This is a genomic window from Micromonospora sp. HUAS YX12 (genome assembly GCF_040215685.1).
Classification (GTDB): Bacteria; Actinomycetota; Actinomycetes; order Mycobacteriales; family Micromonosporaceae; genus Micromonospora; species Micromonospora tulbaghiae.
Genome location: NZ_CP157974.1, coordinates 1,495,032 through 1,516,506, shown reverse-complemented (window position 1 = coordinate 1,516,506; position 21,475 = coordinate 1,495,032). Strand labels below are relative to the sequence as shown.

Sequence of the window (21,475 nt, the reverse complement as noted above, 5' to 3'; positions counted from 1 at the left end):
CGAGGTGGAATCCCGGTGCCGACCGATGCCGATACGCCGAAGACCCGCCCGGTGCCGGGCGGGTCTTCGGACTGGAGGAGATGAGAAAGGTCGGTGGCGTCAGCTCATGTGACGCTGGGCGATGGCGAGAAGCTCCTCGCGGACCGCGGGCGAGTTGGCGGAACGCAGCGCGTGCTCGATGGCGCGGGCGCGGCGGTTGGCGTCGCGGCGGGTGCGGATTCGCTCGATCATGCTCATCTCGGGTCTCTCCTCCTGGCTATTCGGTTGTCAGCCCCTTGATGTCTCTATTCAACCGCATCGGACCGTCCACCGCCATCGATTATTAGGTGAGCTGAACCACGTACCTACGGATCGTAGGCCTCTGCGCCCAAGGATCCGACGAATCTGTTCCCAAAAAGGTCACGGCCGGTGTGCCGGGCGTTCACCCGTGGCACACCGGCCGTGACCGGAGCGTGGTGCGTCAGGTCCAGGCGAGCAGCGCCGCCTCCGGGTCGGCCAGGAAGTCCCCGATGTCGCGGAGGAACTTCGAGCCCAGCTCACCGTCGATGATCCGGTGGTCGAAGGACAGGCCCAGCGTGGTCACCAGGCGCGGCTTCACCTTGCCCTTGTGCACCCACGGCTGCTCCCGTACCGCGCCGAAGGCGAGGATCGCCGACTCGCCCGGGGGCAGGATCGGCGTACCGGTGTCGACGCCGAAGACGCCGACGTTGGTGATGGTGAGCGTGCCGCCGGACATGTCCGCCGGGGAGGTCTTCCCCGACTTCGCGGTCTGCACCAGATCCGTCATCGCGTCCGCCAGCTCGCGCAGCGAGAGCCGCCCGGCGTCCTTGATGTTCGGCACGATCAGGCCGCGCTCGGTGGCCGCCGCGATACCGAGGTTGACGTACTCCTTCACCACGATCTCGTCGCCGGCCCAGGTCGAGTTGACCATCGGGTGCCGCTTGACCGCCAGCAGCACCGCCTTGGCGACAAGCAGCAGCGGCGAGACCCGCACGTCGCGCCACTCGCGCCGGTCGCGGAGCCGGTCCAGCGCCTTCATCGCCCGGGTCACGTCGACGGTCAGGAACTCCGTCACGTGCGGGGCGGTGAACGCCGAGCGGGACATGTTCTCCGCAGTGAGTTTGCGTACCCCCTTGACCGGGATGCGCTGCTCGCGGTCGGCGCCGAAGCTCGCGGCCGGCACGGCCGGTGCCGCGACCGTCAGCGGCCCGGCCGCCGCCGGGGTCGCGCTCGCCGCCCGCTGTACGTCCTCACGGGTGATCGAGCCGAGCGGACCCGAGCCGGTCAGCGTGGCCAGGTCGATGCCGAGATCCTTCGCCAGCTTGCGGACCGGCGGCTTGGCCAGCACCGGGCCGGAGACCCGGCCGTTGCCGTTGACCGCCGGCGCCGGCGCCGGCGCCGGCGCCGGCGCCGGCGCGGGCGCCACCGGCGCGGGCGCGACAGGCGCGGGTGCCACCGGAGCGGCGGCCTGAGCCGGTGCCGCGGCCGGCACGTCGCCCTTGCGCGGGCGGCGCTTGGCCGGGGCGTTGCGCGGGCCGTAGCCGACCAGCACCGCGGTACGCCCGCCCGGCGCCGCGCCACCGATCAGGCCCGGCTCGACCATGCCCTCGGCGGGCGCGACCTGCACCGCGGCCAGCGACGCGGCCGACGGGGCGGGCAGCGCCGACGCCGGGGCGGCGGTCGTCGACTCCTCGATCGGCCCGGCGCCCGGGTCGGTGTCGATCGCGATGATCGGCACGCCGACCTCGACCGTGGACCCCTCCGGGTGGAAGATCGCCTGCACCCGGCCGGCCCACTTCGCCGGGATCTCGACCGCCGCCTTGGCGGTCTCCACCTCGACGATCGGCTGGTTCAGCTCGATGTCGTCGCCGACCTTGACCAGCCACGCGAGGATCTCGCCCTCGGTCAGGCCCTCGCCCAGGTCGGGAAGGTTGAACTCCTTGATCCGGGACATGCCGCTCACCAGCCGAACGTGCGGTCGACGGCGTCGAGCACCCGGTCCAGGTCGGGCAGGTACTCCTCCTCCACCCGGGCGGCCGGGTAGGGGGTGTCGAAGCCGGTCACCCGCAGCACCGGGGACTCCAGGGAGTAGAAGCACTCCTCGGTGATCCGGGCCGCGATCTCCGACCCGAGACCCAGGTTGCCCGGGGCCTCGTGCACCACCACGCAGCGGCCGGTGCGCCGCACCGACTCGTACGCGGCGGTCAGGTCCAGCGGCGAGAGCGTGCGCAGGTCGATGACCTCCAGCTCACGGCCGTCCTCGGCGGCGGCGGTCGCCGCGTCGAGCGCGGTACGCACCATCGGGCCGTACGCGAGCACCGTCGCGTCGGTGCCGGGCCGCGCGACCCGGGCCGAGTGCAGCGGGTACGCGTCGGCGATCGGCGCGTCCAGGTCCACCGGACCCTTCTCCCAGTAGCGCCGCTTCGGCTCCAGGAACACGATCGGGTCGTCCGACGCGATCGCCTGCTGGATCATGACGTACGCGTCCTGCGGGTTCGCGCAGCTCACCACCTTGAGACCGGCGGTGTGCGCGAAGTACGCCTCGGGCGACTCGGAGTGGTGCTCGACCGCGCCGATGCCGCCGCCGAACGGGATACGGATGACCATCGGGATCCGCACCTTGCCCTGCGAGCGGTAGTGCATCTTCGCCACCTGCGACACGATCTGGTCGTACGCGGGGTAGACGAAGCCGTCGAACTGGATCTCGCAGACCGGCCGGAAGCCGCGGATCGCCAGGCCGACAGCGGTGCCGATGATGCCGGACTCGGCCAGCGGGGTGTCGATCACGCGTTGGTCGCCGAAGTCCTTCTGGAGGCCGTCGGTGATCCGGAACACGCCGCCGAGCTTGCCGACGTCCTCGCCCATGATGACGACCTTGGGGTCGTTCTCCAGGGCCCGCCGCAGGCCGGTGTTGAGCGCCTTGCCGAGGGTGAGCGTCTCCGTGGCCATCAGTGCGCGCTCCCCTCGAAGGACTCCATGTACTGCGTGAACCGGGCCCGCTGCTCGTCCAGCTCGGGAGAGCCGTTGGGGTAGACGTGGTCGAACATGCTGACCGGCTGCGGGTCGGGCATGTCGAGCACCCGCTCGCGCAGGTGCACCGACTCGGCGCGGGCCTGCTCGTCGACCTCGGCGAAGAACGACTCGTCGGCGATCTTCTGCTTGGTCAGGAACGCCTTCATCCGGGCGATCGGATCCTTGGCCTGCCACGCCTCGACCTCGCTGGCGATGCGGTAGCGGGTCGGGTCGTCGGAGGTGGTGTGCGCGCCCATCCGGTAGGTGTACGCCTCGATCAGGCTCGGGCCCTGGCCGTTGCGCGCGTTGTCCAGCGCGTGCCGGGTCACCGCGTACGACGCGAGCACGTCGTTGCCGTCCACCCGGACGCCGGGGAAGCCGAACCCGCCGGCCCGCCGGTACAGCGGCACGCGGGTCTGCCGCTCCAGCGGCTCGGAGATGGCGTACTGGTTGTTCTGGCAGAAGAACACCAGCGGGGCGTTGAAGACGCTGGCCCAGACGAACGACTCGTTGACGTCGCCCTGGCTGGTGGCGCCGTCGCCGAAGTAGGCGATGACCGCCTCGCCGTCCTCGCCGCCGGTCTTGCCGTCCATGGCGACACCCATGGCGTACCCGGTCGCGTGCAGGGTCTGCGCCCCGATGACGATCGTGTACATGTTGAACTTGAACTCGTTCGGATCCCAGCCGCCCTGGTCGACGCCGCGGAACAGGCCCAGCGGCATGATCGGGTCGATGCCGCGGCAGTAGAGCACGCCGTGCTCGCGGTAGGTCGGGAAGGCCATGTCCTGCTTACGCAGTGCCCGGCCGGAGCCGACCTGCGCGGCCTCCTGGCCCAGCAGGCTGGCCCACAGTCCCAGTTCGCCCTGGCGCTGCAGGGCGGTGGCCTCGGCGTCCAGCTTGCGGACCAGCACGAGGTCGCGGTAGAGCCCGCGGTACTCCTCGTCGGTGAAGTCGACGCGGTACTCGGTCCCGTCCGGGCCGAGCGCGCTCTCGATCCGCTCACCTTCGGGGGTCAGCAGCTGTACGAGTTCCGGTTCACCGGTCGCGGCGGCGCGTCTGGTGCGGGGTGCGGCCCGCTTGCTGCGGGTGGCGGCCCCGGGGTCGCCCTTTGCCATCCGTCTCTCCCTGTCTGTCTGCGCCGGCGCCGGGGGTTACCCGAGCCGAGCACCTCGTGCGCCCGCCCGGCTGGTGCCGGGTCGGTCCCTGGCGACCGCGCCTGACCCCGGTAGGGGTTGCCGCGCGGCGTGAGCCGGAGTCGGTCGGGGACAGACCCAGGCCCGGGAGCGCCGGCGCCGTTCCGCACCAGCCGCGGGGTACGCGGAGGTGGCGGCTGCGTTGCCGTCGTGTCTGAATGATTGCAGAGGAGGTGAGCGGGCCCACAGTATGGCCTCCCTCGCCGGTGAGGTTCCATCGGGTTAATGACGGATATGGCCTTTTGTCCGCAGTGGCTGGTGCGGCCGACGTACAAAATGTGTGTCGACACGCGGTTGCGGCTGGTGAACTGAGCGTCACTGGGTCAAGCTGGCGATGAGCCTCCGCGCGGCATTTGTCCTAATATCCGCGCGTGCTCTCCCGTCCCGTCCGTGCGTGAGGAGTGTGCCGGTGTCCGAACCAGAGGGTCCGCCCGGTACGCCCTTCCTCGGCCGGCACCGGGCGCTGCCCGCCTCCCCGTACCGCCGGGTCGTGGGCGCGCACCGCGCCGGGACGGGTGGTCCCAGCCGGGGCTATCTGCTCACCGTGGCGTTGCTCGCCGGCACCGCGTCGATGCCGATCCTGGCCGCGATCAGCAGCGGGTCGGCCACCGTCGGCAACAGCGCCCTCCCCGACACCAGCACGCCGTTCCTGCCGACCCCCTCGGTCGGTCCGGTGGTCATCCCGATGCCCCAGGGCACCCGGGCCCCGGCGCCGTCCACGCCCACCCCCGCCGTCGACGTGACCTCGGTGCCCCCGGCCCGGCCGGTGCTCCCGGCGGCACCGGCCCTGCCCGACGACAGCGACCTCGGTGACCGGCACCGGTCCCGCCCGGTCGCCGCGCCCCCGCCGCCGTCCGCGCCGGTCCGGCCCACCCCGGTCCGCCCGCCGCGCCCGTCGCCGGTGCCCTCACCGTCGCCGTCGCCGTCGCCGTCGGATCCGGGTACGCCCGAACCGAGCCCGAGCCCGAGCCCGAGCCCCGAGCCGTCCGTCACGACCGCCGAGCCGACGCCCTCGGCGGGTTCGTCCGAGCCGTCCGGCCCATCGGATCCGTCCGGTCCCGCCGACCCGTCGAGTCCCGCCGACCCGTCCGGTCCCGCCGACCCGTCGGTTTCCGCCGGGCCGTCCGCCACGTCGATGCGGGGCGCGAATGCCTAGGCCGGGTCGTCGGTGAGGCGGTGGCGGTTCGCCTCGATCCAGGCGTTCAGCGCCTCCGGGTCGTCCGGGTCCACCCCGTCCGCCATGAGCTGGGCCACCGCCGCGGTGGCCGGACTGCGGCGCTCACCGGTGGTGTAGAGCCGTGCGAACTCGGGGACCATCTCGGTGATCGCCTCGTCCGTCCGGGCGGCGGCCGGCTGCGACAGCCCGCGCTGCCGGGCCGCGTACGCCGCCCACGCGCGCAGCACCCGGGGCAGCATCGCCGCGTCGTCCATGTCCAGCACGGCCCGGCGGTGCACCCAGTCGAGCAGGAACAGCTCGGCGACCATCGGGCTCCACCGCATCGGGTCGGCGTCCGGGAAGCCGGCCGCGTGGTCCAGCAGCAGGCCGAGGCAGAAGTGCAGCGAGGCCAGCTCGCCGTCGGCCACCTCGGGCAGGCCGAACCGGGCCGCCTCGGGCGAGTCGAGGAAGGCGCGCACCAGGCGGGTGCGCTCCTCGTCGGTGGGCGGCGGCACGACCGCCGGACCGGCCGGCGGGGTGGGCCCCGGCAGTACGGCGAGCCGGGCGCCCACGAGCGCCCGGTCGGTGGCGAGCGAGCCCTGTGCGGGCAGCTCGGCGAGGTCGTCGGTGACCGCCAGGTGGCGGCTCACCTCGGCGTGCATCCGGGCCGGGTCCTCGGTGCGGAACCAGGTGAACTCGTCCTCGGTGCAGATCTCCCGGGCCTGCTCGACGATCCGTCCGGCCGGGCCGCCGACGAACACGTCCTTGGTGATGCCGATGTTGTGGTCGACGAGGGCCACCAGGGCGTGCTCCGGGCCGCCCTCCTCCTCGTCGTCGTACGCGAACGTGGCGAGGTAGGAGGTCTGGTCGCCGTACACGTCGCCGTAGGCCCAGGCGCCGGTGACGCGCACCCGGCCGAGCTGGCCGGCCCACGACGGGGCGTGCGCGCCGGGCCGGACCCGGGCGGCGCCCTCGGCGTCGGGCACCAGGGCGGCGAAGACGGCCCGCAGTGTGGTCGCGGCGGCGCTGCGGCGCCGGGACGTGGCGGCGAGGAAGCCGGTGACGAACTCGCGGACGGCCTGTTCCCGGTCGTGCTCCGCGACGGCGTAGACGCTGCCCAGCAACGCGGCGCCGAGCATCTCCGCGTCCAGGGCCGAGTCGAGCCTCGTCACGTCGCGCGCGGCGTGCAGCACCGCGTCGTAGGGGGTCTGTGGCGTGGCCATGCATCGACCCTACGCCGCGCCGGCCGCCCCCACACCGGTCAGCACGCCGGGTTCAGCGCCGGCCCGCCTCGCGCAGCGCGTCCCGGGCCGTGCCGTAGCGCGCCAGCACCGCCCAGACCGGATCCAGCACGTACTTCTCCCCGACGCTGCCCACCGACGTGAGCAGGCGCTCCTCGGCCCGCCGCCGGGCCCGCCGGGCGGCCCACCCGACCACCGGCCGGGTGACCGCCGCGACGAGCAGCCCGGCCAGCAGGCCACCGAGCAGCAGGACGGTGGGCCAGGGCACCACACCGAGCGTCGGGTGTTCCAGCTCCGGCAGGCCGAGCAGGCGCAGCGCGTACCCCAGGACCAGCCAGGCCAGGCCGGCCAGCGCGGCGAGGGTGACCACCCACTGGATCACGCCCACCACCCGCCACCAGGCGGGACGCCGGTCCATGCCCAGGTCGGTCGCGGCGACCGCGTGGTCGAGCGCGCCCGGCAGGTCGGCCTCGCGGGCCCGGGCCGCGGCGGTCACCGCGGCCGGCCACGGCGCCGGCAGCCCGGCGCCGGACCGGTCGGCCACCGCGCGGATCGCCAGCGTCAGCGCCGAGCGCTGCGCGGCTGTCGGATCGGGTACGGAGGTGGCCGCGACCAGGCTCTCCGCCGGCGCGTCCGGATCGCGCCCGGAAAGGTGCAACCGGCGCAGCGGATCCGGCCGCAGCTTGCGCCAGCTCCGCAGCATCGGCCAGCCGGTGTTGCCGACCGCCCGGTGCCGGTACGCGCCCTCGACCGCCGCCGCGACGGTCGGCACCCCGGCCGCCCCGGCGAGTGCCCGGGTCAGCTCCTGCGCGGAGGCGTCACCGGGCCGGGTGCGCGGCGGTTCCGGCCCCACGAGCGGTTCGAGATCGGCCACCACGGCGTCCACGTCGCCGGAGAGCCGGCGCAGGGCGGCCTGCCGTTCGGCGACCGTACGCTCCAGCTCGGCCCGCAGCCCGTCCAGGCCGTTCGGGTCCACCGCGACGGTCGGCAGCAGCGGCACCCCGCCCAGCCCGTCGGCGTCGAGCAGCCGGCGGAGGTCGTCGAGGACCTTCGGCAGCTCGGTCGGGTGCAGCCGATCGGCCTGGTTGAGCACCACGACCGTGACGTCCTTGTGCCGGTGGAACTCGCGCAGGTAGCTGGTGTGGATCACGCGGTCGGCGTACTTCTGCGGGTCGACCACCCAGACCACGAGGTCGACCAGGCCGAGCAGGCGGTCGACCTCCAGCCGGTGGCCGTGCTGCACCGAGTCGAAGTCGGGCAGGTCGAGCAGGACGAGGCCGTGCAGGTTCGACTCGTCGTCGCCGTCCAGCGGGCTCTCCCGGACGAACCGGTGCCGGGGCAGCACCCCGACCCAGTCGAGCAGCCGGACCGCGCCGTCGAGCGGGCCCCACACGCAGGCGTGCGCGACACCCGTCGTCGGCCGGCGTACGCCCACCGGCGAGAGGTCGAGCCGCGCCAGCGAGTTGAACAGGCTCGACTTGCCGCTGCCGGTCGCGCCGGCGAGCGCGACCACCGTGTGCCGGCCGGAGAGCGCGAGCCGGTCACCCGCGCGCTCGACCACGGTGTGCGCGGCGACGAGCTGGGCGTCGGGCACGTGGCCGTCCACCGCGCCGAGGAACCGCTGGATCGCGGTCAGCCGTTCGATCAGGGTGTCCGGGTCGACCCGCTGCTCACCCCGAATCGCCTCGCGCATCCGTCCCACGATGTTGCTCACGGTGCCTTCCTCGCGCTCACGGGCGTTCCTGTCCGGGGGCCGGGAACAGGCCGCTGCGGTGCCGGGCCCGCTCGACCTCGACGGCGGCCCAGCGCAGCGCCGCACCGGCGTTGTCGGCCGGGCGCGCGGCCTCGGTGCGGCTCAGGTAACGCGCGGCCTCCTCGGCCAGCAGCTTGCCGACCCGGTCGAGCAGGTCGACGCGGGCCTTGCGGGCCAGGTTGCGGACCGCCTGGTCGCCGAAGATCGCCTGGAGCACGGTCTGCCCGGCCACCGCCGTACCGGTGCCCGCGGCGACCTCCAGCCCGGTGGGGACGAACGCGGTGGAGGCGAACACGCCGATCATGACGGCGAGGCCGGTGGCGTTCACCGCGTACGCGGCCGTGCGGGCCACGAACCGCCGGTCGCCGCCCTCGACCCGGACCAGCTCCAGCACGCCGCGCTGCCAGTCGCGGACCAGCTGCTCGGCCCGCTCCGGCAGGTCGGCCGAGGGGTGGGCCAGGTCCGGCTCCAGCAGCGCCGCGCCCGCGGGGTGCGCCTTCCAGCCGGTGTACGCGTTCTCCGCCGCCTCGGCGGCCACCCCGCGTAGCAGCGTGACGAGCTGGGACTCGATCGCGGTACGCAGTTCCGCGGCGGGAGCGGGCCGCCCGGTGACCGCCGCGACCACCCGGTCGCGCAGCCGCCCGATGCGGGCCTCCAGCCCACGGAAGAAGTCGCCGGTGCCGATGAACTCCTGCCAGCGGGCCAGCACCTCGCCGCGCAGCAGCCGGCCGTCCTTGAGCCCCTGGTCGACGCTCCGCTCCGCGCTCCGGTACGCGGCCTGGACCCGCTCGTCCAGCGCGTCGGCGGCGGTGACCTGCTCGTCGGCGGCCTCGGCCAGCGCCTCGACGACCGGGTGCAGCGCGGCGAGCGCGCCGTCGAGCGTCTGCCGGACCACAGCGGCGCGGGCCTCGGCGTCGGCGGCGAGCCGGGCGAACCAGTCGCTCAGTGGCGCGGTGATCCGGTCCGGCAGCAGCCCCTGCCCGTCCACCCAGGTCTCCGGCAGCACGAACAGCGGCGAGGCGCCCAGCTCCTGCTCGGCGAGCATCTCGGACAGGTGGGCGGCGATCTCGTCGACGGCCTCCGGGGGTACCCGGTCCAGCACCATCGCCACGGCGGTGCCCCGGGCGCGGGCGCTGCGCAGCAGTTCCCAGGGGACGGCGTCGGCGTACCGGGCGGCGGTGGTGACGAACAGCCAGAGGTCGGCGGCGGCGAGCAGCTGACCGGCGAGGGCCCGGTTGGCGTCGACCACCGAGTCGATGTCGGGCGCGTCGAGGAAGGCCAGGCCGGGCGGCAGCGCCGGTGCGGTGACCAGGTGCAGGGTGCCCGGCTGCTCGCTGGGCTCGGTGGTCCGGGTCAGGCCGGGCAGCAGCTCGCCCTGCCGGAACCAGGCCGCGTCGGTCGGGCTGCACACCAGCACCGGGGAGCGGGTGGTGGGGCGGAGCACGCCCGCCGCGCTGACCCGCGCCTGGACCAGGCTGTTGACGAGCGTCGACTTGCCGGCGCCGGTGGAGCCGCCGACGACCACCAGGAGCGGCGCGTCGAGCCGGGCCAGCCGGGGCAGCAGGTAGTCGTCGAGCTGGTCGGTGAGGCTCGTGGCGGCGTGCCGGGCCGGCTCGGCCGAGGGCAGGGCGAGCGGGAAGCGGGCCGCACCGATCGCCGCGCGCAGGCCGGTGAGCGCGGCGGGCAGGCCGTCGGCGGCGTGAGCAGGCTGGTCGTCGCCCGTGGTGGCTCCGGTGCGGGCTGCGACGGCGGGCGCGCCGGCACGGGTGGCGGAATCGCCATGCGTCGTCACCGCTAAAGCGTGCCCGACCAACGCAAGGTAAGACAACCGGACAGTAGTAACGGTCGGGTTGCGCCGGGTCGGCTCAACCTCGACTTGCGGATTGGCGATCGCGTGGCACTATTGAGTCAAGTTCACTCAACTTATGGCGCGGTCGCTTCCGGGCGACCCGCCGGGCAGGCCGTCTGACCTGCTCACCCGTTACGAAGCGAGGAAGCGAACATGGCACGTGCGGTCGGCATCGACCTCGGCACGACGAACTCCTGCGTCAGCGTTCTCGAGGGCGGTGAGCCCACCGTCATCGCCAACGCCGAGGGCTCGCGTACGACTCCCTCGATCGTCGCGTTCGCCCGCAACGGCGAGGTGCTCGTCGGTGAGGTCGCCAAGCGCCAGGCGGTGACCAACCCCGACCGGACCATCCGGTCGGTCAAGCGTGAGATCGGCACCAACTGGACCGTCGACATCGACGGCAAGAAGTACACCCCGCAGGAGATCTCGGCGCGCACGCTGATGAAGCTCAAGCGGGACGCCGAGGCGTACCTGGGCGAGCAGATCACCGACGCGGTGATCACCGTCCCGGCCTACTTCAACGACGGGCAGCGCCAGGCCACCAAGGAGGCCGGTGAGATCGCCGGCTTCAACGTGCTGCGGATCGTGAACGAGCCGACCGCGGCGGCCCTGGCGTACGGCCTGGACAAGGGCTCCAAGGAGCAGACCGTCCTGGTCTTCGACCTCGGTGGCGGCACCTTCGACGTGTCGCTGCTGGAGCTGGCCGAGGGCGTGGTGGAGGTCAAGTCCACCAGCGGTGACAACCAGCTCGGTGGTGACGACTGGGACCAGCGCATCATCGACCACCTGGTGAAGACGTTCCGTGGCGAGCACGGCATCGACCTCTCGCAGGACAAGATGGCCATGCAGCGGCTCAAGGAGGCGGCCGAGAAGGCCAAGATCGAGCTGTCCGCCGCCACCACCAGCAACATCAACCTGCCGTACATCACCGCCGGTTCGGCCGGCCCGCTGCACCTGGACGTGACGCTCAGCCGCGCCGAGTTCCAGCGCATGACGCAGGACCTGCTGGACCGCTGCAAGGGCCCGTTCGAGCAGGCCGTCAAGGACGCCGGCATCAAGATCTCCGACGTCGACCACGTCATCCTGGTCGGCGGCTCGACCCGCATGCCGGCCGTGACCGACCTGGTCAAGCAGCTCACCGGCCGCGACCCGAACAAGGGCGTCAACCCGGACGAGGTCGTCGCCGTCGGCGCCGCCCTCCAGGCCGGTGTGCTCAAGGGCGAGGTCAAGGACGTCCTGCTGCTCGACGTGACCCCGCTGAGCCTGGGCATCGAGACCAAGGGCGGCATCTTCACCAAGCTCATCGAGCGCAACACCACCATCCCGACCAAGCGCTCCGAGGTGTTCACCACCGCCGACGACAACCAGCCGTCGGTGCTGATCCAGGTGTTCCAGGGCGAGCGGGACATCGCCGCCTACAACAAGAAGCTCGGCACCTTCGAGCTGACCGGTCTCCCGCCGGCCCCGCGCGGCGTGCCGCAGATCGAGGTCACGTTCGACATCGACGCCAACGGCATCGTGAACGTGCACGCCAAGGACCTGGGCACCGGCAAGGAGCAGAAGATGACGATCACCGGCGGCTCCTCGCTGCCGAAGGACGACATCGAGCGGATGCGCCGGGACGCCGAGGAGCACGCCGACGAGGACAAGCGCCGCCGTGAGGAGGCCGAGACCCGCAACGTGGCCGAGGCGCTCCAGTGGCAGACCGAGAAGTTCCTCGCCGAGAGCGGCGACAAGCTGCCCAGCGAGAACCGCGACCAGCTCAACGAGGCGCTCGGCGAGCTGCGCAGCGCCCTCGGCGGGCAGGACATCGAGAAGATCAAGTCCGCGCACGAGAAGCTGGCGCAGGTCTCCCAGCAGGCGGGCTCGCTGCTCTACACCCAGCAGCAGGAGGGCGAGCAGGCCGCCCCGGGCGCGGCCGGGCCGGGTGCCGGCGCGGGTGCGGCCGGTGGCCCGAAGGCCGGCGGCGACGACGACGTGGTCGACGCGGAGATCGTGGACGAGGACAAGAAGTGACATCCGGTCCCGGACACGATTCGCACGGCAGAGGGATGAGGTAACCGCATGACGGACAAGCCACGAGCGGCCGACCCGGGTGCCACCGGGTCGGCGCCGGGCGCCGGCAAGGACACCGGCGACGAACCCCGGGTCGTCATCCGCGACAAGCGCAAGCTCGGCAAGGTGACCGAGCAGCCGGCGAACGACGCCTCGGCGGCCGACGCGGCCACCGACGCGCCCGCCGAAGGGCTGGTCGAGGAGGCCGAGGTCGTGGTCGACGAGATCGGCGGCGAGGCCGAGGTCAACGGTCCGGCCGTGGTCGACTCGCCCGCCGAGCCGAACGGCGGGACCGGCCCGGACGCGCCGCTCGGCGCCGAGCTGGAGTCGCTCCGCACCGACCTGGAGGAGCGCACCCGCGACCTCCAGCGGGTGACCGCGGAGTACGCCAACTACCGCAAGCGGGTCGACCGGGACCGCAACCTGGTGCAGGAGCAGGCCACCGGGGCGGTGCTCACCGCGCTGCTGCCGATCCTCGACGACCTGGACCGGGCCCGCGAGCACGGCGACCTGGTGGGCCCGTTCGGCAGCGTGGCCGAGCAGCTCACCGGCGCGCTCGCCAAGTTCGGCCTGACCGCGTTCGGTGAGACGGGTGACCCGTTCGACCCGACCCGGCACGAGGCGGTGGCGCACCAGACCTCCGCCGACGTGACGGAGCCGACCTGCGTACAGGTCATGCGGCGCGGTTACCAGCTCGGCGAGCGGCTGCTGCGGCCCGCCATGGTCGCGGTCGCGGACCCGGAGTAGTGCCGACCCGTGGCGTCCCGCCCGCCCGCACCGGGCGGGCGGGACGACCGGGATTCGACCCGTGGAAGGGGGTGGACCGGTGAGTTCCAAGGACTGGATCGAGAAGGACTACTACGCCGCGTTGGGCGTGGACAAGTCCGCCTCCTCGGACGAGATCAAGAAGGCGTACCGCAAGTTGGCCCGGGAGTCGCACCCGGACCACAACCCCGGCGACACCGGCGCCGAGGAGCGGTTCAAGACCGTCTCCGAGGCGTACGCGGTGCTCGGTGACGAGAAGAAGCGCCGCGAGTACGACGAGATGCGCTCGCTGTTCGGCTCCGGCGCCTTCCGGCGCAGCGCCCGCGGCGCGGGCCAGCCGGGCGGCATGCCGTTCGACGTCTCCGACCTGTTCGGCGGCGGCGCCGGCGGTGGCGACAACCGGTTCAGCGGCGGCGGCTTCACCGACCTGTTCAGCTCGATCTTCTCCGGTGGCGGGGGCGGCGGTGGCCCGGCCCGTCCGCGCGGCCCGGCCCGCGGCCGGGACGTCGAGACCGAGGTGGCGCTCGACTTCGAAGACGCGGTACGCGGCGTCACGCTGCCGCTGACGCTGCGCGCCCCCGGGGTCTGCGACACCTGCCACGGCAACGGCGCGAAGCCCGGCACCCAGCCGGTGGCCTGCCCGGCCTGCCACGGCGCCGGGGTGACCACCCGCAACCAGGGGTCGTTCAGCTTCTCCGAGCCGTGCCGCAACTGCCAGGGCGTCGGCACGATCGTCGAGGAGAAGTGCCCGGAGTGCCACGGCACCGGCGGGGTCACCAAGACCCGCACGCTGAACGTGCGCTTCCCGGCCGGTGTGGCCGACGGGCAGCGGATCCGCCTGGCCGGCCGGGGCGAGCCCGGCGAGCGGGGCGGTCCGGCGGGCGACCTGTTCGTACAGGTGAAGGTTCGCCCGGACGAGCTGTTCGGGCGTACCGGGGACGACCTGACCCTGAACGTCCCGATCACGTACGCCGAGGCGGTTCTCGGCACGGACCTGCGCGTACCGACCCTGGACGGGACGGTGACCCTGCGGGTGCCACCGGGTACGCCCAGCGGGCGGGTGCTGCGCGCCCGCGGCAAGGGCGTCGTACGCAAGGACGGCCGCGCCGGTGACCTGCTGGTCACGCTCGACGTGGTGGTCCCGGCGAAGGTGTCGGACGAGGCGCGGGCGGCGCTGGAGACCTTCGCGGCGCAGACCCCGCCCGCCGCGCGGGAACATCTCGACGCGCGGGTACGTCGGTTCAGTTGACGGCGGCAGCGGAGGTGAGCGGGCATGTCGGAGGAGTACGTCGGCTCGGGTGACCCGGCCTACGAGGCCAAGGTCTTGATGATCTCGGTGGCCGCGCGGATGGCGGGGATGCACCCCCAGACGCTGCGCCAGTACGACCGGCTGGGCCTGGTGCAGGCCGGCCGGGCGTCCGGCGGCGGTCGCCGGTACAGCGTCCGGGACGTGGTGCTGCTCCGCGAGGTGCAGCGACTCAGCCAGGACGACGGGATCAACCTGGCCGGGGTCAAGCGGATCATCGGGTTGGAGCGGCTGCTCGAAGAGGCGCAGCAGCGGGTGGCCCGGCTGGAGGCGGAACTGGACGCCGCGTACCGGCGGATCGCCGAACTGGAGTCGCTCGGCGGCTTCCCCCGCGGCGATCTCGTGCCCACCAACCGCACGTCCACCGCGCTCGTCGTCTGGCGTCCGCGCCGCGTTCCCGACCGCTGACCTCGTACCGGAAGGCCGGCGCGGCCCCGCTCCCCCGGGGCCGCGCCGGCCTTCGTCGTTCCCCGGGCGGGTCAGGGGAAAGCGGGGTACGGCTGGGTGGGGTCAACTAGGCTTCTCCGCAGGGGCAAAAGCCCTCAAAGCGGATTCCGGGCTGGCGGGGGGAGTCATGACGGAACCGGCGAAGAAGGTGGCGGAGCGCGCGGAGGAACGGCTGGAGAAGGTGGCCGAGAACGTCCGCGAGCGGTTCGACCGGGTCACCGAGGGACGCTTCACCGACAAGATCAAGGAAGGGCGCTTCGCCGACCAGACGGACCACGGCGTGGACCGGGCGCGGGACGACGAGCGGCGCAAGAAGCAGGGCGGGTCGACCTGACGATCCGCCGACGTGCGGGCCGGGATCCACGGGGGATCCCGGCCCGTTCGCCGTTTCGAGGTGGCGAGGCGTTCGAGGTGGCGGGCCGTCAGAGGCGGCGGTTCTCGCGGACCAGGCCGCCCTCGCACCAGTCCCGGTAGACGAAGAGATCCGGCCGGGCGAGCAGCACCCGGCTGTTGTGCGCCCAGTTGCGCATCAGGTCGTCGCCGGACTTCTCGGCCTGCTCGACCAGCTTGCGGAATCGGCGCTTGGGATGGGCGCGGAAGTTCGTCCGGATGCCGTCGGCGGCGTAGATGTAGAGGCAGTGCAGCGTGAACCGCCGCGCCGGGCAGCCCTGGTCCATCGCCAGATCGAACAGCGTCTGCACCAGATGGTCACCGGCGACCAGCAGATCCCAGTCGGGCGGCATCGAGGTCAGCGGCACCGAATCCGGTTGATAGGCCCACGCCCGGAGTTCGGCGGGCGAGGGATCGACCGGGTTGGCGAAGCCGTGGAACGTCTCTTCCTGCACGCTCACCGGCCGACCTTCCGCTTGCGCTGGCGGGGGCGCAGGCCACCCGCGGACCCTGGCTGCTGGGCCGAAACGTTAACGCGGTTGGAGGGAGCAGTGGTAGACCTTCCCGGGCTCAATTTGACAACGCCGGGCCGGATCTGCCCCGCGGCTGATCCGGCCCGGCACCGAGTCAGTCGCCGGAGCCCAGGGGCAGCGGCGCGGGCGGCCGTGCGGCGGCGGCGCGGCTGCGCAGCCACTGCTTGAACCACGGGGTGTCGGGCAGGCGGGCGAGCAGCGGCCCGGTCACCACCGTGATCAACACGTACGCGGTGGCGAGCGCGGCGAGCTTCGGCTCGACCGGGTAGATGGCCGCGACGGCCAGCCCGGCGATGACGATGGAGAACTCGCCGCGCGGGGTCAGCGCCAGTCCGGCCCGCCAGCGTCCGGGCTCGGCGATTCCGGCCCGGCGGGCGGCCAGGTAGCCGGTGGCCACCTTCGTCGCCATGGTCACCACTGCGAGCAGCAGCGCGGGCAGCAGCACCGGCGGCATGTCCAGCGGGTTGGTCACCAGCCCGAAGAACACGAAGAAGACCGCGGCGAACAGATCACGCAGCGGGGAGAGCAGCTCGGTGGCGTGGTGCGCCACCGGCCCGGACAGCGCGATGCCCACCAGGAACGCGCCGACCGCCGCGGACACCTGGAGCTTGGCCGCGAGACCGGCGACCAGCAGGGTCAGGCCGAGCACCCCGAGCAGCAGCGCCTCCGGATCCTTGGCGGAGAGCGCGGCGGAGATCAGGTGGCCGTACCGGATGGCCACGGCCAGTACGACGACCACGGTGAACACCGCGACGGCGAGTGCGATGCCGCCCTTGACCAGGCCGACCCCGGCGAGCAGCGCGGTGACCAGCGGCAGGTAGAGGGCCATCGCCAGGTCCTCGATCACCAGGACGGAGAGGATCACCGGGGTCTCCCGGTTACCGACCCGGCCCAGGTCGCCGAGCACCTTGGCGATCACGCCGGACGACGACACCCAGGTCACGCCCGCGAGCACCACCGCCGCCACCCAGCCCCAGCCGAGCAGGAGCGCGAAGGCGAAACCGGGCAGCGCGTTGAACACCGCGTCGATCAAGCCGGCCGGCGCGGCCGAGCGGAGGTTGCCCACCAGCTCGTTGGCGCTGTACTCCAGGCCGAGCATGACCAGCAGCAGGATCACGCCGATCTCGGCGCCGACGGCGAAGAACTCCTCGCTGGCGTTGAGCGGCAGCAGACCACCGTGCCCGAACGCCAGGCCGGCGAGCAGGTACAGCGGGATGGGCGACACGCCGAAGCGACGGCTCAGCCGGCCGAGCAGGCCGAGCAGGAGCAGCAGCGCACCGACCTCGATGAGCAGGATTGTGGTTTCGTGCATACGCGTCAGCCGTCCGGATCGGTCTCGGCGAGGATCGCGGTCACGCCGTCGAGCCCCTGACGGGTACCGACCACGACGACCACATCGCCGGCCTCGAACCGGAAGGTGGGATCGGGCGAGACGTTCACCGCGCCCTGACGCAGCACGGCCACGATCGACGCGCTGGTCCGGGTGCGTGCCTTGGTGTCCGCGAGCCGCTTGCCGACGTACTTCGACCCCGCCGGGATGGCGATCTGCTCGGTCAGCAGCCCGGCGGCCTGCTCGCGCAGCCCGGAGAGCTGACCCAGCATCAGCGACGCGCCGAGGATGTCGGCGAGCGCCTCCGCCTCGTCGTCGGTCAGGGGTATGTCGTGTTGGCAGGAGTCGGGATCGTCCGGGTCGTAGAGGACCAGGTCGCGACGGCCATTGCGGTGAGAGACCACGCCGAGCCGGCGGCCGGACTCCGTCATCAGATCATGACGTACGCCGATCCCGGGCAGGGCAGTCTGTTCGACACGTACTCGCACGCGGGTGAGGCTACTCCGGGCGCGCACCTGCCGCTTCCGGGGCCGAACTACAGACTGGTCGATGCGGCTCGGGCGGCTTGTCTAGTCCCGTTCGGCTACGAACACGCCGACACCTTCAAGCGTTTCGGTGAGGCCGGTCGCGCGCAGGATCATCATCGCCTTGCCGACGACGGTGTCGGAGACGGCGTACTCCTTGCACAGTTGGGCGCGGCTCGGCAGCTTGGTGCCGGGTGGCCACTCTCCCGAATCGATCTTGCTCTTCAGTTCGTCTGCGAGCACTTGGTACTGCTGCTTGGGCATACACACTCCCCGGATGGCACGCCCATTCGACCATGCAACCACCTCCAACCTCAAGCAATTGTGGGTCGGTCGTTGACCTACAACTGGTACCAATTGTACGTTGCTGACGAACGCTCCCGGATGGCACCTGGAGCTTTCCCGGGTCGGGGCGGGCATCCCCGTGGCTCGTCCCGACCCCCCGTCCTCCGCGAGAAGGGACAGCGTCGTGCGCAATCTCCTGCGAATACGTCCGAAGTGTTCCGAGTGGCAGTCCCGGCAGGCTCCGTCGATGCGTGACCTGGCCGGGCGGCCGTGACCGGGCGGTACGTGATCCATCTGCCGGTGCGCGCGGCCGACCTGGCCCGGGCGAAGATGCTCGGTCGCACGGCCGGGCGGTCGTTGGCGTTCCTCGCGGTGGTGGAGTTGGGCGGGATCACCGTCTCGGCCGAGGACGACCAGGCCGTACGCCATTGGGTTTTCTGCAACCGCAAGCTGGACGGCGGCCGGCGTTGCGTGCTGCGCGCCGACCACGAGACCCCTTGCGTCGCGCGCCTCCCGCGTCGCTGAGATCTTGGTACGAAAGGGCCCCTCCGAGGGCCGTTTCGTACCAAGATCTTTCCGGCTGGTTCGGAGGAGGGTGACTCAGGTCACAGGGGTGGAGTTGAGCGGAATAGACTCAACTCTGGTTGTGTCATGTCCAGTGGACACGCCGATCCGGGGGAGCCCATGAACACGGAACGTCTCACCACCAAGAGCCGCGAAGCCATCACCGGTGCCGTCGCGCTGGCGAACCAGCGCGGTCACGCCACCGTGGAGCCCTGGCACCTGCTGCTGTCACTGCTGGACACCGAGGGCTCGACCGCCGCGGGCCTGCTGCGCGCCGTCGGGGCCGACCCCGCCGAGGTACGCCGCGTCGCCCAGCGTTCGGTCGACGCGCTGCCCGCCGCGCGCGGGTCGAGCATCGCCGAGCCGACGCTGGCCCGCGAGTTCGTCAACGCCATCGGCGCCGCCGAGCAGATCGCGCGACCGCTGGGCGACGAGTACACCTCCACCGAGCACCTGCTGGCCGGGCTGGCCCGGGTCGGCGGCGCGGTCTCGGTCGCGCTGAAGAACTCCGGCGCCACCGAGGAGAACCTGGTCGCCGCGTTCCCGACCGTCCGCGGCGGGGACCGCCGGGTCACCACCGCCGACCCGGAGCAGACCTACCAGGCCCTGGCCAAGTACGGCGTGGACCTCACCGCCAGCGCCCGCGACGGCAAGATCGACCCGGTGATCGGCCGGGACTCGGAGATCCGCCGGGTGATCCAGGTGCTGTCCCGGCGTACGAAGAACAACCCGGTGCTGATCGGCGAGCCGGGCGTGGGCAAGACCGCGATCGTGGAGGGCCTGGCCCAGCGGATCGTGGCCGGCGACGTGCCGGAGTCGCTGCGGGACAAGAAGCTGGTCTCGCTCGACCTCGGCGCGATGGTCGCCGGCGCGTCGTACCGGGGTCAGTTCGAGGAGCGGCTGAAGTCCGTGCTGGAGGAGATCAAGAACTCCGACGGCCAGGTCATCACGTTCCTGGACGAGCTGCACACGGTGGTCGGCGCGGGCAAGGGCGAGGGCTCGATGGACGCCGGCAACATGCTCAAGCCGATGCTGGCCCGCGGTGAGCTGCGGATGGTCGGCGCGACCACGCTCGACGAGTACCGCGAGCACATCGAGAAGGACCCGGCCCTGGAGCGCCGCTTCCAGCCGGTGCTGGTCGGCGAGCCGACCATCGAGGACACCATCGGCATCCTGCGCGGGCTCAAGGAGCGCTACGAGGTGCACCACGGCGTACGGATCACCGACGCCGCGCTGGTGGCCGCCGCCGCGCTCTCCGACCGGTACATCACCGACCGGTTCCTGCCGGACAAGGCGATCGACCTGGTGGACGAGTCCGCGTCCCGGCTGCGCATGGAGATCGACTCGCGCCCGGTCGAGGTGGACGAGATCGAGCGGGCGGTACGCCGGCTGGAGATCGAGGAGATGGCGCTGGCCAAGGAGCCGGACGCCGCGTCCGCCGAGCGCCTGGAGCGGCTGCGCAAGGAGCTGGCCGACAAGCGCGAGCAGCTCACCGCGCTCTCCGAGCGCTGGCAGACCGAGAAGAGCCACATCACCAAGCTCTCCACCGCCAAGGAGGAGCTGGAGCGCCTCGGTGGTGAGGCCGAGCGGGCCGAGCGCGACGGCGAGCTGGAACGCGCCGCCGAGCTGCGGTACGGCCGGATCCCCGCGCTGCGGACCGAGCTGAAGCAGGCCGAGGAGGAGCTGGCCCGGCTCCAGGCCGACGGCGCGATGCTCAAGGAGGAGGTCGGCGCGGACGACATCGCCGCCGTGGTCGCCTCCTGGACCGGCATCCCCGCCGGGCGGCTGCTCGAAGGCGAGACCGCCAAGCTGCTGCGGATGGAGGAGTCGCTGCGCGGCCGCGTGGTCGGCCAGGCCGAGGCGGTCGGCGCGGTCTCCGACGCGGTCCGCCGCGCCCGGGCCGGCGTCGCCGACCCGGACCGCCCCACCGGCAGCTTCCTGTTCCTCGGCCCGACCGGCGTCGGCAAGACCGAGCTGGCCAAGGCGCTCGCCGAGTTCCTCTTCGACGACGAGCGGGCCATGGTCCGCATCGACATGAGCGAGTACGGCGAGAAGCACTCGGTGGCCCGCCTGGTCGGCGCCCCGCCCGGTTACGTCGGCTACGAGGAGGGCGGCCAGCTCACCGAGGCGGTGCGCCGGCGGCCGTACTCGGTGATCCTGCTGGACGAGGTGGAGAAGGCCCACCCGGACGTCTTCGACGTACTGCTGCAGGTGCTCGACGACGGCCGGCTCACCGACGGTCAGGGCCGTACCGTGGACTTCCGCAACGCGATCCTGATCCTCACCTCGAACCTGGGCTCGTCGGTGATCAGCGACCTGACGCTCACCGAGAACGAGCGCCGGGAGGGTGTGCTCGCGGTGGTCCGGTCGCACTTCAAGCCGGAGTTCCTCAACCGGCTCGACGACATCGTGGTGTTCGCCGCGCTTCAGGGCGAGGACCTGCGGTCGATCGTGGACATCCAGCTCGACCGGATGAGAACCCGTCTTGCGGACCGCCGGTTGGCGCTGGACGTCAGCGACTCCGCACGCACCTGGCTGGCCGAGCACGGGTACGACCCGATCTACGGCGCCCGGCCGCTGCGCCGGCTGGTGCAGTCGGCGATCGGCGACCAGCTCGCGAAGGCGCTGCTGGCCGGTGAGATCCGCGACGGCGACACGGTCCGCATCGACCTGTCCGACTCCAAGGAGTCCCTGGCGGTAACCGCCGCCTGACCCGCACCACCCCGCGAAGGCCCGGCCATCCCGGCCGGGCCTTCGCCGTCCCCGCCCCGTCCCCCAGCCCCGTCCCCGCCCGCACCTGCCCGCGCCGCAGCGGTGATCAAGGAGTTTGTGTCCCCGCCGGAGCATCCAGAGGACACAAACTCCTTGATCACCGGGGAGGGCCGGGGCGAGGGCCGGGGCGAGGGCCGGGGCGGGAGGGAACGGCGGACCGGGGCCGGGTGGTCACCGGCCGCGCCGACCGGCGTGCCGGTGGTGCTGCGCGCCGTGGGTGTTAACAAGGGGCCCTTCCTCTACCGGAGGCGTTAAGAGGGGGCCCTTCCTTAACTGCGGGGGGTGAGGGGTTGGTGGGGT

Annotated in this window: 19 protein-coding genes; 8 read left to right on the top strand and 11 right to left on the bottom strand. The window is 72.5% G+C overall.

Translation table 11 applies throughout. From position 1 onward, the window contains the following. Positions 1–99 precede the first annotated feature (99 nt). From ABIH81_RS07570 to pdhA, 4 genes are all read right to left on the bottom strand, one after another. Positions 100–237 carry a hypothetical protein gene (locus ABIH81_RS07570; RefSeq protein WP_013283356.1) on the bottom strand — a complete coding sequence of 46 codons (138 nt, stop codon included), beginning with the start codon at positions 235–237 and terminating at the stop codon, positions 100–102. A gap of 223 nt (positions 238–460) precedes the next feature. Further along, positions 461–1,954, bottom strand: coding sequence for a dihydrolipoamide acetyltransferase family protein (locus ABIH81_RS07565; RefSeq protein ID WP_349881034.1), 1,494 nt, complete (start codon positions 1,952–1,954; stop codon positions 461–463). 5 nt (positions 1,955–1,959) lie between these two features. Beyond that, positions 1,960–2,949 carry an alpha-ketoacid dehydrogenase subunit beta gene (locus ABIH81_RS07560; RefSeq protein ID WP_260036515.1) on the bottom strand — a complete coding sequence of 330 codons (990 nt, stop codon included), beginning with the start codon at positions 2,947–2,949 and terminating at the stop codon, positions 1,960–1,962. Continuing rightward, complete coding sequence (pdhA, locus tag ABIH81_RS07555; protein WP_349879643.1) at positions 2,949–4,127, bottom strand: pyruvate dehydrogenase (acetyl-transferring) E1 component subunit alpha; 1,179 nt, start codon at positions 4,125–4,127, stop codon at positions 2,949–2,951. Before pdhA ends, ABIH81_RS07560 begins: the two co-directional genes overlap by 1 nt. Before the next feature lie 487 nt (positions 4,128–4,614). Between pdhA and ABIH81_RS07550 the strand changes: the two genes are divergently transcribed. Beyond that, positions 4,615–5,361, top strand: coding sequence for a hypothetical protein (locus ABIH81_RS07550; RefSeq protein WP_349879642.1), 747 nt, complete (start codon positions 4,615–4,617; stop codon positions 5,359–5,361). Here the strand turns inward: ABIH81_RS07550 and ABIH81_RS07545 are convergent. The 3 genes from ABIH81_RS07545 to ABIH81_RS07535 are packed head-to-tail and all read right to left on the bottom strand — an operon-like array spanning position 5,358 to position 10,147. Beyond that, positions 5,358–6,584, bottom strand: a complete 1,227-nt coding sequence (locus ABIH81_RS07545; protein ID WP_349879641.1) for a hypothetical protein — start codon at positions 6,582–6,584, stop codon at positions 5,358–5,360. The two genes, ABIH81_RS07550 and ABIH81_RS07545, sit on opposite strands and share 4 nt — an antisense overlap. Before the next feature lie 52 nt (positions 6,585–6,636). Next, positions 6,637–8,295 carry a GTPase gene (locus ABIH81_RS07540; protein ID WP_349881033.1) on the bottom strand — a complete coding sequence of 553 codons (1,659 nt, stop codon included), beginning with the start codon at positions 8,293–8,295 and terminating at the stop codon, positions 6,637–6,639. 37 nt (positions 8,296–8,332) lie between these two features. After that, entirely contained in the window at positions 8,333–10,147 is a 1,815-nt protein-coding gene (locus ABIH81_RS07535; protein ID WP_349879640.1) for an ABC transporter, read from the bottom strand. 210 nt (positions 10,148–10,357) lie between these two features. Here ABIH81_RS07535 and dnaK point away from each other — a divergent pair, with 210 nt between their 5' ends. The 5 genes from dnaK to ABIH81_RS07510 all read left to right on the top strand — a co-directional run bounded on the left by dnaK (position 10,358) and on the right by ABIH81_RS07510 (position 15,111). After that, positions 10,358–12,220, top strand: coding sequence for a molecular chaperone DnaK (gene dnaK, locus ABIH81_RS07530; RefSeq protein ID WP_349879639.1), 1,863 nt, complete (start codon positions 10,358–10,360; stop codon positions 12,218–12,220). 48 nt (positions 12,221–12,268) lie between these two features. After that, the gene (gene grpE / locus ABIH81_RS07525; protein ID WP_349879638.1) at positions 12,269–13,006 is read left to right on the top strand and encodes a nucleotide exchange factor GrpE; all 738 of its coding nucleotides are present in this window, start codon (positions 12,269–12,271) and stop codon (positions 13,004–13,006) included. A 79-nt stretch (positions 13,007–13,085) separates the two neighbouring features. Beyond that, positions 13,086–14,273 (top strand): molecular chaperone DnaJ, encoded by a 1,188-nt coding sequence (dnaJ, locus tag ABIH81_RS07520; RefSeq protein ID WP_349879637.1) that lies wholly within the window; start codon positions 13,086–13,088, stop codon positions 14,271–14,273. A 24-nt stretch (positions 14,274–14,297) separates the two neighbouring features. Beyond that, on the top strand, positions 14,298–14,738 hold the full coding sequence (locus ABIH81_RS07515) for a MerR family transcriptional regulator (RefSeq protein ID WP_349879636.1): 441 nt from the start codon (positions 14,298–14,300) through the stop codon (positions 14,736–14,738). A gap of 166 nt (positions 14,739–14,904) precedes the next feature. Further along, entirely contained in the window at positions 14,905–15,111 is a 207-nt protein-coding gene (locus tag ABIH81_RS07510) for a hypothetical protein (RefSeq protein WP_349879635.1), read from the top strand. An 88-nt stretch (positions 15,112–15,199) separates the two neighbouring features. On the opposite strand, the gene ABIH81_RS07505 is transcribed toward ABIH81_RS07510, so the two are convergent. The 4 genes from ABIH81_RS07505 to ABIH81_RS07490 all read right to left on the bottom strand — a co-directional run bounded on the left by ABIH81_RS07505 (position 15,200) and on the right by ABIH81_RS07490 (position 17,818). Then, positions 15,200–15,628 (bottom strand): hypothetical protein, encoded by a 429-nt coding sequence (locus ABIH81_RS07505; protein ID WP_091413780.1) that lies wholly within the window; start codon positions 15,626–15,628, stop codon positions 15,200–15,202. Positions 15,629–15,794: 166 nt separating this feature from the next. Beyond that, positions 15,795–17,012: a cation:proton antiporter gene (locus ABIH81_RS07500; protein WP_349879634.1), complete on the bottom strand. Its 1,218-nt coding sequence runs from the start codon at positions 17,010–17,012 to the stop codon at positions 15,795–15,797. A gap of 5 nt (positions 17,013–17,017) precedes the next feature. Continuing rightward, the gene (locus ABIH81_RS07495; protein ID WP_091416018.1) at positions 17,018–17,518 is read right to left on the bottom strand and encodes a cation:proton antiporter regulatory subunit; all 501 of its coding nucleotides are present in this window, start codon (positions 17,516–17,518) and stop codon (positions 17,018–17,020) included. Positions 17,519–17,599: 81 nt separating this feature from the next. Beyond that, entirely contained in the window at positions 17,600–17,818 is a 219-nt protein-coding gene (locus ABIH81_RS07490) for a winged helix-turn-helix domain-containing protein (protein ID WP_262012805.1), read from the bottom strand. A 291-nt stretch (positions 17,819–18,109) separates the two neighbouring features. Between ABIH81_RS07490 and ABIH81_RS07485 the strand changes: the two genes are divergently transcribed. Both ABIH81_RS07485 and clpB read left to right on the top strand, forming a co-directional pair. Further along, on the top strand, positions 18,110–18,364 hold the full coding sequence (locus ABIH81_RS07485) for a hypothetical protein (protein WP_349879633.1): 255 nt from the start codon (positions 18,110–18,112) through the stop codon (positions 18,362–18,364). Positions 18,365–18,523: 159 nt separating this feature from the next. Further along, positions 18,524–21,115 carry an ATP-dependent chaperone ClpB gene (gene clpB / locus ABIH81_RS07480; protein ID WP_349879632.1) on the top strand — a complete coding sequence of 864 codons (2,592 nt, stop codon included), beginning with the start codon at positions 18,524–18,526 and terminating at the stop codon, positions 21,113–21,115. Positions 21,116–21,475 lie beyond the last annotated feature (360 nt).

Coding starts and splice junctions, on each gene's coding strand:
- grpE (WP_349879638.1), top strand. CDS start 12,269: ATGACGGACAAGCCACGAGCGGCCGACCCGGGTGCCACCGGGTCGGCG.
- ABIH81_RS07515 (WP_349879636.1), top strand. CDS start 14,298: ATGTCGGAGGAGTACGTCGGCTCGGGTGACCCGGCCTACGAGGCCAAG.
- ABIH81_RS07545 (WP_349879641.1), bottom strand. CDS start 6,584: ATGGCCACGCCACAGACCCCCTACGACGCGGTGCTGCACGCCGCGCGC.
- ABIH81_RS07560 (WP_260036515.1), bottom strand. CDS start 2,949: ATGGCCACGGAGACGCTCACCCTCGGCAAGGCGCTCAACACCGGCCTG.
- dnaK (WP_349879639.1), top strand. CDS start 10,358: ATGGCACGTGCGGTCGGCATCGACCTCGGCACGACGAACTCCTGCGTC.
- ABIH81_RS07500 (WP_349879634.1), bottom strand. CDS start 17,012: ATGCACGAAACCACAATCCTGCTCATCGAGGTCGGTGCGCTGCTGCTC.
- ABIH81_RS07490 (WP_262012805.1), bottom strand. CDS start 17,818: ATGCCCAAGCAGCAGTACCAAGTGCTCGCAGACGAACTGAAGAGCAAG.
- clpB (WP_349879632.1), top strand. CDS start 18,524: ATGAACACGGAACGTCTCACCACCAAGAGCCGCGAAGCCATCACCGGT.
- ABIH81_RS07565 (WP_349881034.1), bottom strand. CDS start 1,954: ATGTCCCGGATCAAGGAGTTCAACCTTCCCGACCTGGGCGAGGGCCTG.
- ABIH81_RS07570 (WP_013283356.1), bottom strand. CDS start 237: ATGAGCATGATCGAGCGAATCCGCACCCGCCGCGACGCCAACCGCCGC.
- pdhA (WP_349879643.1), bottom strand. CDS start 4,127: ATGGCAAAGGGCGACCCCGGGGCCGCCACCCGCAGCAAGCGGGCCGCA.
- ABIH81_RS07540 (WP_349881033.1), bottom strand. CDS start 8,295: ATGCGCGAGGCGATTCGGGGTGAGCAGCGGGTCGACCCGGACACCCTG.
- ABIH81_RS07510 (WP_349879635.1), top strand. CDS start 14,905: ATGACGGAACCGGCGAAGAAGGTGGCGGAGCGCGCGGAGGAACGGCTG.